10 protein-coding genes and 1 pseudogene are annotated in these 11,474 nt (G+C 62.8%); 9 read left to right on the top strand and 2 right to left on the bottom strand.

What is annotated here, in order from left to right:
• Positions 1–224: 224 nt before the first annotated feature.
• Positions 225–1,115: pseudogene (locus tag ACVOMF_RS18550) on the top strand (MBL fold metallo-hydrolase).
• A gap of 80 nt (positions 1,116–1,195) precedes the next feature.
• On the opposite strand, the gene ACVOMF_RS18555 reads toward ACVOMF_RS18550, so the two are convergent.
• Positions 1,196–1,603, bottom strand: a complete 408-nt coding sequence (locus ACVOMF_RS18555) for a PsiF family protein (RefSeq protein WP_481510576.1) — start codon at positions 1,601–1,603, stop codon at positions 1,196–1,198.
• A gap of 209 nt (positions 1,604–1,812) precedes the next feature.
• Here ACVOMF_RS18555 and ACVOMF_RS18560 point away from each other — a divergent pair, with 209 nt between their 5' ends.
• Positions 1,813–2,649, top strand: coding sequence for an alpha/beta hydrolase family protein (locus ACVOMF_RS18560; RefSeq protein WP_481510577.1), 837 nt, complete (start codon positions 1,813–1,815; stop codon positions 2,647–2,649).
• 53 nt (positions 2,650–2,702) lie between these two features.
• On the opposite strand, the gene upp is transcribed toward ACVOMF_RS18560, so the two are convergent.
• Positions 2,703–3,335 carry a uracil phosphoribosyltransferase gene (gene upp / locus ACVOMF_RS18565; RefSeq protein WP_481510578.1) on the bottom strand — a complete coding sequence of 211 codons (633 nt, stop codon included), beginning with the start codon at positions 3,333–3,335 and terminating at the stop codon, positions 2,703–2,705.
• Between the two features lie 272 nt (positions 3,336–3,607).
• Between upp and ACVOMF_RS18570 the strand changes: the two genes are divergently transcribed.
• From ACVOMF_RS18570 to ACVOMF_RS18600, 7 genes are all read left to right on the top strand, one after another.
• Positions 3,608–4,171, top strand: a complete 564-nt coding sequence (locus ACVOMF_RS18570; protein WP_481510579.1) for a hypothetical protein — start codon at positions 3,608–3,610, stop codon at positions 4,169–4,171.
• Positions 4,172–4,448: 277 nt separating this feature from the next.
• Positions 4,449–4,712, top strand: coding sequence for a hypothetical protein (locus ACVOMF_RS18575; protein WP_481510580.1), 264 nt, complete (start codon positions 4,449–4,451; stop codon positions 4,710–4,712).
• A 301-nt stretch (positions 4,713–5,013) separates the two neighbouring features.
• Positions 5,014–7,533 carry a TonB-dependent receptor gene (locus tag ACVOMF_RS18580; protein WP_481510585.1) on the top strand — a complete coding sequence of 840 codons (2,520 nt, stop codon included), beginning with the start codon at positions 5,014–5,016 and terminating at the stop codon, positions 7,531–7,533.
• Positions 7,530–8,639 carry an NHL repeat-containing protein gene (locus ACVOMF_RS18585; RefSeq protein ID WP_481510581.1) on the top strand — a complete coding sequence of 370 codons (1,110 nt, stop codon included), beginning with the start codon at positions 7,530–7,532 and terminating at the stop codon, positions 8,637–8,639. The genes ACVOMF_RS18580 and ACVOMF_RS18585 overlap by 4 nt, the downstream gene beginning before the upstream one ends.
• Before the next feature lie 14 nt (positions 8,640–8,653).
• Entirely contained in the window at positions 8,654–10,027 is a 1,374-nt protein-coding gene (locus ACVOMF_RS18590) for a purple acid phosphatase family protein (protein ID WP_481510582.1), read from the top strand.
• A gap of 4 nt (positions 10,028–10,031) precedes the next feature.
• Entirely contained in the window at positions 10,032–10,643 is a 612-nt protein-coding gene (locus ACVOMF_RS18595) for an inorganic diphosphatase (RefSeq protein ID WP_481510583.1), read from the top strand.
• A gap of 199 nt (positions 10,644–10,842) precedes the next feature.
• Positions 10,843–11,331, top strand: a complete 489-nt coding sequence (locus tag ACVOMF_RS18600; protein WP_481510584.1) for a hypothetical protein — start codon at positions 10,843–10,845, stop codon at positions 11,329–11,331.
• Positions 11,332–11,474: the final 143 nt, after the last annotated feature.

The raw sequence follows: 11,474 nt of genomic DNA on the forward strand, positions 1-11,474 counted from the left end.
GCTGACGTCACTGAAACCTTCGGCAACTGTGCCAACCGATGATTTGCCTGCTTCGCGGCTGACGCCGCTCCCACAAAGTAGCCCGCGCTGGCCCGGCATCAAAGCGGGTGGCAAGCGCTCTTCAAACGCACACAGCACGACGTCTCCGCCAGTACCGTTGCCCGTCAATTATCCGCCACCGGATCCTTGCGAATATTTAACGCGCAGCGGGTAGAATTTTTCATATGAAACTATGGTCGATTCGCGGTAACTCGCAAAAACTCGATGGCGGCGCAATGTTCGGCAACGCACCCAAGGCGTTGTGGGAGCGATGGGCTCCGGCCGATGATGCCAATCGTATTGAATTGGCGTGCCGCGCCTTGCTGGCCAGCCCGCTGGGTGGCAAGACCGTGTTGTTCGAAACCGGCATCGGTGCGTTCTTCGAGCCCAAGCTGCGTGAGCGCTATGGTGTGCAGGAGCCGCGTCATGTGTTGATCGACTCACTGCGTGAGGCAGGCTTCGAGCATGAAGACATCGACGTGGTCGTGCTCAGCCACCTGCACTTCGATCACGCAGGTGGTTTGCTGGCACAGTGGTCGGAAGGTCGAGAGCCGGAGTTGTTGTTCCCCAATGCGACCTTTGTGATTGGTGCCGAGCATTGGGAGCGGGCCAAGCATCCGCACCCACGTGATCGGGCCAGCTTCATTCCCGAGCTGACCGGTTTGCTGGAAGCCAGTGGGCGTCTGGAAATCGTCAGCGGCGCCTATTCGAAAGCATTGGGCGAGTCGGTGCGTTTCAGCTTCAGCGACGGCCATACGCCAGGCTTGATGCTGGCCGAGATCGTCGGTCCCGAGCGGGTCAACGGGCAGCCGCGCGGTGGCGTGGTGTTCTGTGCGGATCTGATTCCCGGGCGCTCCTGGGTGCATGTGCCGATCACCATGGGTTAAGACCGCAATGCTGAATTGTTGATCGACGAGAAACGGGCCTTCCTGGAAGACAAACTGGCGCGCAACGTGCACCTGTTTTTCACCCACGATCCGCAATGTGCGATGGCGCAGGTGGTGCGTGACGAGAAGGGGCGCTTTGCCACCGCCCATGAAGTGGGTGAGTTGAAGGCGCGTTCGCTGGCCGCCTGAGCTCCCCAGGCAATATGTGACGCGAACGAAAAGAGCGGAACCCAAAGGTTCCGCTCTTTTTTGTTGCCTGCCGATAGCGCTCAATGGGTGCGCAGGCAATTGCTCATGAAGGTCTTGCGGGTATCGCCGGCAAGATGTTTGCTCGCGGCGTCGGCGTTGCAACCGGCCATGCGCTGCTGCGGCGTGACCGCCGCGGTGGCGGTGCGTGCTGCAGGCATCGGCATCGGCTTTGCTGCAGTCGGCGAAGGCGTTGCCATTGCCGGGTGCGCAGCCAATGCAGGCGTTGCGGCTGTTGCCGGGGCGGTGTGGGTGCTGAGGCAGCTGCGTTGCGCCTGCTTGTAGGCGTCGCCCTTCATGCCTTTGTTCTTGGCCGAACAATCGGCCATGCGTTGTTGTTGCGGTGTGCGGGTAGCGGTTGGCGCGGCACTAGCAGCGAGGGGGAGTGCGGTGGCCAGCAGTAGGCAGGCGAGCAGGGCGGGGCGGTACATGGTATGGCTCCTTCGCGGGTGGTGCGGTGAGCATCCGCCAGCAGGGGAGTAAGTCTTCGTCAACCGGCGATGAAATTTTTTTAATCGTTGCCGTGCGCCTGAGGGACGCATGTGCTGACCTTCGCCCCTGTAGAAACTGACTTCCGGCACTGAATCTGGTCGTTGTCAGCGGCCACAGTCGTCGCAACACTTTCTGCAGAGGTATCGCCTTGAAACTTCCTTCTTTGCTGCGCGGTGCCATGCTGGCTTGCGTCATGTTGCTGGCACCGGCGATGGCGGCGGTTGCCGCTCCGACCGACGTGGTCCCGCTGCAGGCTCGCCCTGATCGCGCCACCACGATGGCGATATGGGCGCCTGCGCAGGTGCGCGGGGTGGTGCTGTTTTCCTCGGGGCATGGCGCCTGGCCGGAGCGTTACGAGCGGCTGATGCAGTCCTGGTCGAATGCCGGCTTCGTGGTCCTGGCGCCCTTGCACGTGGATTCGGTGAAGTACCCGGAGCGGGAAAAGTTTTCGCTGCAACAGGGCCTGGGCGAACGTTTCGCCGACATGCGCGCGGCCAGCGCATATGCGGCCGAACATTGGCCGGGGTTGCCGGTAGCCGCAGCTGGGCACAGCCTTGGGACCTTGATTTCGACAGCGCTCGGCGGTGCGCTGTCCCAGCTGGGGCCGCTGCGCGACCCATCGGTGGTCGCGGTGCTGGGTTACTCGTCGCCGGGCAGGATACCGGGCCTGATCGGGCCGGAATCGTATGCATCGCTGGCAGTGCCGATGCTGCTTGTTACCGGCGATGAAGACCGGGTGCCGGGCTTCGTCGTGGATCCAGCCGATCACCTCTATGCGGTCGAGACGGCGCCCGCAGGTGGCAAGACCGCGGTGGTGCTTGCTGGTGGCGACCACAACCTGATCGGTGGAGAACCGGAGCACCTGTTCGAAAGAGCCCGGCAACTCGGGACCGCGTTTCTACAGGCCGAGTTGCTTGGAAACGAGTCTGCGCGCGGGGTTTTGGCCGCTTCACCGGCTGCTGGTGAGCACTGGCTGCGGCGATAACGTTGGCGTGGCTGCCGGCAGTTGCCTGCAGCCACGTGTTGCGCGGACTGGCTTCAACCAACCCGCGTGCCGAAGATACGGTCGCCGGCATCACCCAGACCCGGCAGGATGTAGCCCTTCTCATTGAGGCGCTCGTCGATGGCGGCGGTATATACCTCAACGTCCGGATGCACGGCTTCCAGCGCCTTCAGGCCTTCCGGTGCGGCGACCAGGAAGATGCCCTTGATGCGGCGTGCACCAGCACGCTTGAGCATGTCGATGGTGGCGATCAAGGTGCCGCCGGTGGCGAGCATCGGATCGAGGATCAGCGCATCGCGCTCTTCCAGGCGGCCGGTCAGGCGCTCGAAGTAGGGCACCGGCTGCAGGGTTTCCTCGTCGCGCTGCAGGCCAACCACGCTCACGCGCGCAGCCGGGATCAGCGAGAGTACGCCGGTGAGCATGCCCAGGCCGGCGCGCAGGATCGGCACGACCGTGATCTTGGCGCCGGCAATGCGTTGGACCTGCACCGGGCCGGCCCAGCCGGGCATGGTGTGGCTTTCGGTCTCCAGATTTGCTGTGGCCTCGTAGGCCAGCAAGGTGCCCAGCTCGTTGACCACTTCGCGGAAATCCTTGGTGCTCATGGATGCATCGCGGAGCAGGCCGATCTTGTGTTGGACCAGGGGGTGGCGGACTTCGACGATTTTCATGGGCGTGATCAAGCAGGAGGAGAGCCACCATTTTAGCGCCTCTGCGCTCATGCCTTCGCAACGGCAGGCCGGCCGGGCGCGAGTCGCCAGATAGAGCGAGGCAGCCCGGCCGGCGCGGCAAGAAACGTGCGCGCAGACGCGGCTCCGGATCCAGTGGGCGTGCGCCCGGCTCAAAGGCTGATGCGTGACGCCAGTGCTGGGTGACTTGTGGGGTGGTTTCCAGAGATGATGCTCGCAGCCCGCGTCGGGCCGAAAGTGCGACACAGGGGGGCATGCGCTTGCGTGATGAGGTGTTGGTCTGGACGGGTTTGTTGCTGTTCACGTTGTGGTCCGCGGACGCGGCTGCCGTGCCAGTGCTGCCGCCGCTGGAGCAGGAGATCGTGAATCCCAGTGAGGTGATATTTCGCAGCGGTGTGCCTTATATCGATCTGGGGCGTGGCCAGCTGGAGGCGCTGCGCACGCGTCGACAGAACGGGCAGCTGATGTACTACCGATTGGTTCGCTACGATGCCGAATTCGGTTACCTCAAAGAACCGGAACCTGAAGTGGAGTTGGATCCGGAAGTGGAGGTTGCTTCCATCTCTGGTTCGCGCGCCTCGCCTTCGTCTCTTGCGGGAGCCACTCATCACATCGAAAGCCGGATCAAAGGAAATTTCGAGGGATGGACCGGGAAAACCTTGTTCCAGCTGCAGAACGGGGAGATCTGGCAACAGACTGATGGGCGCGTACGGAAAACAACAGCTTATTCGCCACGAGTGACGTTGATGCGGCGGGGCTTCGACTATGAGATGCAGGTTGACGGAGTGTCCGGCACGATCATGGTACGGAGGCGTTGATGCGTTTCATGGCGGCGGGGGATCATACATGCGCGTGAGGAAACGTATGGCTGGCGTAGCGTTGCTGCTGCCAAGCGTCGCTTGGGGCGGGGGTTGCCATGTGGCTAACGTGGTAGGGCCCGAGCGCCTGGAGGGACGCGCTGGAGAGATCATCATCTTGTCCGATCGCAGCATGTGGGAGGTGAGCTCAGGCCCCGGATACATGAGTAGACGGCGGGGGGAGGTAATCGTGTGCCCGACGAGCAATGAAATCGGAGTTGGTGCAGAGGTGTTGCGGGTGCAGCGTATCGAGCGCTCGCTTTCTGCGTGGATGGAAAGTTCAAGCAGCATCAAGTCCACGATCAAGGGCCGGTTTACGGGTTGGAGGGGAGATACCGAGTTCAGGCTGGCCAATGGTCAGCTATGGCGGCAGACACAGGGTGGTTACTCTGCTGGAGACAAGACCGATCCCAAGGTGCGGCTGATCAGAAAGGCCGACGGTGTCTACGAAATGCGGGTAGAGGGCGTCAGCAACGCAGTGAGCGTTGTCCGGATCAGGTGATGGAGTGCTTTCAGTTGGAGAAAGGCGAAGGTTCTTGTAGGCACGCGCCGTAAATGAGCGAACAGCACTGTGGTGAGGAGCGGCGGCTCCGAGGCTGGCAGTAACGCCCATGACGCTGACGGAGCGGCTTTCTTTGACCGCGCTGTACCTGTGAAGTAACACACTGAAATATTCCCGCTGTGTCACTGTAACTGTCGCGTAACTGAACGGACATACCTTGCACACCCATCCTTTACACAGATTGGGGGCGGTAGTGCGCAAGAGCGTCTTGGTGGTGGCGGTGACGACCGCGGTGGCCTGTATGGCTGTCGCGCCTGCATATGCACAACAGGCCACGGCCGATGGCACAGCCACGCTCGCCAGTGGTGCGGCGGCCGCCATCGATCTGGAGCGCATTGAAGTACGTGCGCAGCGCGAAGCACAGATCCGTGCCGTTGAACTCAAGCGCGACGCCAATGGCGTGCAGGACGCAGTCGCCTCCGACTCGATGGGTGACTACCCGGACATGAACGTCGCCGAGTCGCTGCAGCGCCTGCCCGGTGTCAGCGTCACCCGCGATCAGGGCGAGGGTCGCTTCGTGGTGATCCGCGGCCTGGATGCAGCCTTGAACAGCGTCAGCATCGACGGCATCGCCATCGGCACGCCCGAGGATTCCTCGCGTGCAGCGCCGCTGGACGTGATTCCATCCGAATCCACCGAGCGCCTGCGGGTGATCAAGTCGGCCACGCCGGATATGCCGGGTGATGCCATCGGTGGCGCGGTGGTGGTGGAATCGGCTTCCGCTTTCGATCGTGATGGCCGCTCCTTGAAGGGCAAGCTGGAGGGCAGCCACCAGGAGCTGTCGGGCGAGACCAGCCCGAAGGCTGCGTTCAATTACAGCGAAGTGTTTGCGGAAACCTTCGGTGTGGCGTTGGGTGTGAACTACCAGAAGCGAACCTTTGAATCCGACAACACCGAAGTGGAGTACGACAAGTTCGATGGCGGCGCTGAGGATGATCTGGTTGCGGTCGAGGTACAGCGTCGCAAGTACACCATCGAGCGCGAACGCACCGGCGCAAACTTGAACTTCGATTGGCGTCCGGATGACGACAATCGCTACTACCTGCGTACCCTGTACAGCCAGTTCGACGATGCTGAAACGCGGCAGCGCACGATCTTTGGCTTTGGTGATGCGGAATCGATCACCGCCCTGGGCGGTGGCCGCTACCAGGTGGACGATCTGCCGGGCGATGCCATCAGCAAGCGCATGCGTTACCGCACCAAGGAAGAGAACACCTTGGCCGTCAGCCTCGGTGGTGAGAATCGCCTGAGCGGCGCGGTGCTGGATTACAAGCTTGGCTATACCAAGACCCGCGAGCGCGTGAACGACGAGATGGAAGCGCGCTTCGATTACGACGGTAGTGACATGTCGGCAACCCTCAACCAGAACAGCGGCATCCCGGGTATCAGCCTGAGTGATAGCGGCTGGATGGACAACGGCAACTATGTCTTCGATCGCGTGGTGCTCTCGCCCAAGCAGATCGACGACAGCGAGCACAGCGCGCAGGTCAACATCCGCTTTGATGGCGACAAGGCCAGCTACAAGTTCGGTGTGCTGGGCCGTTGGCGCGAGCGTGATGTCAATGTGGACGAGGTCGAGCTGCGTACCGGCCCGGCGGTCGATCTGTCCGGCTGGAACGGCAAGACGCTGGATCATCGCGGCGGCAGCCTCGGTCAAGGCATGAGCTCGGCGGCGATGCGCGCCTGGTGGGCGGCGAACGGCAGCAGGTACAGCGCCAAGTCCGGCGACGTTGCTGGCAACAAGATGACCTCGCTGGAAGAGGACTATGTTGCCAGTGAAGACATCCTTTCGGCCTATGCAATGGGCACCTGGGACATTGGCGCGCTTCGCGTGATCGGTGGCGTGCGCGTCGAGAACACCCAGTTCAATGCCACCGGCAACGACGTGGATATCGCCAGCGATGGCAAGACTGTTGTTGTTACGCCGCGCATCGCCAACAACAGCTATACCAGTGTGCTGCCAGGCCTGCACCTGCGCTATGACACCAATAATGATTGGGTGCTGCGCGGTTCGGTCAACAAGACCGTCGCACGTCCGTCGTTTGGTGATGTCTCGCCACGCTTGGCAGTAAACCGCGACGATAAGGAAGCGCGTATCGGCAATCCGAACCTGGACCCGTACGAGTCCACCAATCTGGATTTCTCGCTCGAGCGCTACCTGGGTGACAGCGGCATCATCTCGCTGGGCCTGTTCCACAAATCCATCGACGGTTACATCGTGCAGGTGGAGAGTAAGACCGATTCCGAGTACCCGGGTTTCGACGTGACCCGCTCGATCAATGGCGACAAGGCCAAGGTGTTCGGCGCCGAGTTCAACTGGCAGCAGCAGCTGAGCTTCCTGCCGGGCGCATGGGCTGGCCTGCTGGTCGGTGCCAGCGGCACCTGGCTGGATACCGATTTCGATCCGGGCATCGCTGACCGCGAAGGCGAGGACTTCAACCTGCCGCGTGCGTCCAAGAATATCTACAGCGCGCATATCGGCTATGAGTGGGGTGGTCTCAGTACCCGCCTGGCTGGCGTCTATCGCAGTGAGTACCTGGACACCATTGGCGACAGCCGCGCATTCGATATCTACGTCGCGCCGCATACCCAGCTCGATTTCAGCTTCGACTACAAGCTCAGCAAGAACGTGAGCCTGTACCTGGAAGCTTCCAACCTGCTGGATGAGCCGCTCGAGTTGTACCAGGGCGTGTCTTCGCGCACCCTGCAGAACGAGGAATACGGCCGTACCTACGCGATTGGCGTGAAGGTGGCACTGTGAGGGCCGTGCTGCTCGCTACCGCCGTTGCGTTGGTGCTGAGCGCCTGCCAGCCGGTGCCGAAGTCCAGCACGCCACCGACTGCTGCCGATCTTGCCGAGGGTGCGACCGCTGTCCCGTCCACCTTGGTGGCCGAAGCCTTCCTGACGCCGATGACGCCGGCTGACAACATCGATTCGCCGGCCAGCTGGCGCGGTGCCGATGGCCGGCTGTGGCTGATCGCCACCGCCAAGGCCACCGACAAGCTGGTGGTGTACGACGGCCAGACCGGCAGGCATCTGCGTGACGTCGGCAGCACCGGCACCGCATTGGGGCAGTTCGATCGCCCCAATGGCATTGCGGTGCAGGACGACCTGTTGTTCATCGTCGAACGCGACAACCACCGCGTGCAGGTGCTGCAGCTGCCGGACTTCAAGCCGCTGGGCGTGTTCGCCGGCAACGACCTGCGCAAGCCCTATGGCCTGTGGGTCAACCCGGTGCAGGGCGGCTATGACCTGTACGTCACTGACTCCTACGACGATGGCGAGGATGCGGCGGGCAATGACATTCTGCCGGCGCTGGAGCGGCTGAACGAGCGTGTGCGGCGCTATCACGTCACCGTCAATGGCGACGAGGTGCAGGCCAGGCTGGTGCGCAGCATCGGCGACAGCTCGCCCAAGGGCGCGTTGCGTGTGGTCGAATCGATCTGGGGAGATCCGGCCAACGACCGCCTGCTGATCGCCGAAGAAGACGAAAGCTATGCCAGCGAGTTCAAGATCTACAACCTGGCCGGTGACTTCAGTGGCGAAACCTTTGGTCGCGGCCTGTTCAAGGCACAGGCCGAGGGCGTGATGCTGCGTACCTGCGGCGACGGCGGCTGGTGGATCACCACCGAGCAGGGCAAGCAGCGCAGTACCTTCCATCTGTTCGATCGCAAGACGCTGGCGCCGGTGGGTTCGTTCCACGGCAACACGGTGGCCAATACCGACGGCATCTGGAACAGCCAGCAGGTGTCGGCACGTTTCCCGCAGGGTGCGCTGTACGCGGTGCACGACGATCAAGGCGTGGTGGCCTTTGATTGGCGTGACATCGCCAAGGCGTTGTCGTTGCCGCAGGACTGCGGCAAGTGAGGGGGCATGGTTGTTTGAGGCAGCGGCTGCCGTTGGTCGTTCTGATTGGTGCAGCGTTGTTGGGCGCAGCTGGAGCGGTGGGGGCCGCTCCAGCTGCCGAGCCCAACACGCAGGTGCCGGCGGGGAGCCGGCACTACGCGGCCAGTGGCTTTCCTGACCGCATCGTCGCGTCGCCAGCGCAGGATGCCAGCAGCGGTTTCGCGGTGGCGTGGCGTACAGCGCCGCTGGCCCAGCCGGCGCTGCTGGAAATCACCGTGGCTGGCGACTCGCCGGACATGGGCCAGGTGCGGCAGCTCACTGCGAGCAGCCAACAGCTGCAGACCGAGAACGGCAACAGCCAGCACCATCGTGCGTTGATCGATGGTCTGCAGGCCGACACGCTGTACGCCTACCGGGTGCAGGGGCAGGGCACCTGGAGTGCATGGCAGCACTTCCGTACCGCCGCTGCCGCTGGTCAGTCGCTGACGGTGTTGTACTTCGGTGACACCCAGAACAAGAACCTCAGCCATGTCAGCCGAGTGATACGGCAGGGCTGGCAGACCGCGCCGGATGCGCGGCTCACGCTGTTTGCGGGTGATCTGGTCAGTGGCGGTGATGGCGAGGACGACAATGAATGGGGCGAGTGGTTCGCCGCTGGTGGCTGGTTGCTGCCGGGCATGGCGGTCGCACCGGCCGCAGGAAACCACGAGTACTTCGAAGAGTTCGAGGACACGCCGCAGGAACGGCGTGTGCTGGGCAAGCATTGGCCGCTGACCTTCGCGCTGCCGGGCAATGGTGCATCGGCTACTGCTAGTACGACCTACTGGTTCGACTATCAGGGTCTGCGCGTGGTGGTGTTGGATGGTACTTCGGCACTGGATCTGGGCACCGCCAAGGCGCAGGCGAACTGGTTGGAGGGTGTGCTGGAAAGCAGTCGCCAGCCGTGGAATATCGTGGTCGTGCATCAGCCGCTGTATCCCTTGCGCGCCGAGCGTGACAGCTCGGTGCTTGCCAGCGAGATCCGCCCTGTACTGCAGCGGCACAAGGTCGATCTGGTGCTGCAGGGCCACGATCACACCTACGGCCGCCGTGCCGATGCAGGAGCAGCGTTGCCGCAGTACATCTCGTCCGTTGCCGGTCCCAAGCAGTACCGCTTGTCGCCGGAAGCGCGCGCGACGATGAAACCGACCGCCGAAGACACGCAGTTGTTCCAGGTGCTACGACTGGACGACAAGGGGCTGCACTACGAGGCGCGCACGGCAACCGGTCGCCTGTATGACGCTTTCCAGATCAACCGTGGCGCCGATGGTGGCAAGCAGTTCCGCGAGATCACCGAAGGGCGCATCCCGCAGCGTGATTGCCCGCGTGCAGTCTCGCCCAAGGGGCGCGACGACCGTTGCTGGGAGTGAGTAGATGAAGGTGATGCAGGCAGCGCTGTGCGGCATGTTGTTGGTCGCAACTTCAAACGGGCTGGCGGCACGCGAGTTGCTGCATCCCTTTGCCTTGCCGCAACCGGGCAACGCGCCGGAGGAGGTACTGCTGGCGGTGGAAATCCCCGCTGGCGGCGCGATCAAATACGAACTCGGTGAGCACGGCGAGCTGCGGGTGGATCGCTTCCTGTCAATGCCGGTCGCCTATCCGGCCAACTACGGTTCGATGCCGCAGACCTTGGCCGGTGATGGTGATCCGCTGGATGCGCTGGTGTTGACCCGCTTCCCGATCCAGCCCGGCGCCGTCGTTCGCTTCCGCCCGCTGGGCGTGTTGCGCATGGTCGACAAAGGCGAGGCCGACGAGAAGATCGTTGGCGTGCCGGTGGATGCGGTCGATCCAAGCTATGCGAAGGTACGTGCGTTGGAGGACCTGCCGGCGGTGGAGATCCAGCGCATCGAAGCGTTCTTCCGCGTCTACAAGCAGTTGCCCGGTGGTGCGGACATCCAGCTCAACGGCTGGGGTGATGCTGCCGAAGCCAGGCAGGTGATACGCCGGGCACTGGCTGGCTTCCAGCAGGCCAAACCTGCGGGCTGAGTATCGACCCGGCTTCACGGCTTTGTGGGTGGCTTGCTCCTATAATGAATGCGGATTCGTCCCGATGGGTCATTGCGAGTGTCGGTAGAGCTGGCGCCGCGATGACAGCACGTAGCAATGACGGCTCAGCCAGCGGTATTGGCTGGGCGATCACGGCGGGCTGCCGTTATCGGCAGGTGCCCAATCAAGGAGGGTGGTCATGCGCACTATGGGTAAGGCGTGGAACAAGCTGGCTGTAGCGGCCATGTTGCTGGCAGTAGCAGCGAGCGCGGCCGCCGCGCCGCCGTTGGAGGAGGAAGTCGTCAACCCCAGCGAAGTGCTGTTTGAAGGCGGCAAAGCCTACGCCGATACCGGCGGCGGGCAGATGGAGCAGCTGCACAGCCGCAAGCAGGGCGGCGAGACGATCTATTACCGGCTGGTGCGCTACGACAACGAAAACGGTTATGTCGAAAATGATGGTTCGCAGGTGTTGGCGCAGACCTTCCGTACCGAATCCAGCATCGGCCAAACACCGTACCGCTACTATGGTTCCGGCCATTTTTCGCGTCCGGACTTCTACAACAGTCCTTATAACCGCGATGCCCGCCAGCGCTATTCCGGGCCGGGTTACTTTGGCAGCTGCAGCCGCTATGACGGCTGCAAGGAAGTGCAGATTGTGCCGCTGTGGCCGTATTACCGCGGTTACTGATACTTCAAATGCTTGATGCGTACAGAAACGGGGGGCGGCACCGCGGCCCCGTGGGGAATTAGCGGTTTTATTGGGGGAAGCCGCGGGCGCGGGGGCCACCCCCCCCCTTGGGGGGGACGGAGCAGGGGGGGGGTATTATAGGG

The sequence above is a fragment of the Stenotrophomonas sp. STEN022 genome, from assembly GCF_056760155.1.

What these genes read in the sequence shown, in the direction of transcription:
- upp (WP_481510578.1), bottom strand. Translation starts at nt 3,335, where the DNA reads ATGAAAATCGTCGAAGTCCGCCACCCCCTGGTCCAACACAAGATCGGC.
- ACVOMF_RS18580 (WP_481510585.1), top strand. Translation starts at nt 5,014, where the DNA reads ATGGCTGTCGCGCCTGCATATGCACAACAGGCCACGGCCGATGGCACA.
- ACVOMF_RS18570 (WP_481510579.1), top strand. Translation starts at nt 3,608, where the DNA reads ATGCGCTTGCGTGATGAGGTGTTGGTCTGGACGGGTTTGTTGCTGTTC.
- ACVOMF_RS18595 (WP_481510583.1), top strand. Translation starts at nt 10,032, where the DNA reads ATGAAGGTGATGCAGGCAGCGCTGTGCGGCATGTTGTTGGTCGCAACT.
- ACVOMF_RS18555 (WP_481510576.1), bottom strand. Translation starts at nt 1,603, where the DNA reads ATGTACCGCCCCGCCCTGCTCGCCTGCCTACTGCTGGCCACCGCACTC.
- ACVOMF_RS18600 (WP_481510584.1), top strand. Translation starts at nt 10,843, where the DNA reads ATGCGCACTATGGGTAAGGCGTGGAACAAGCTGGCTGTAGCGGCCATG.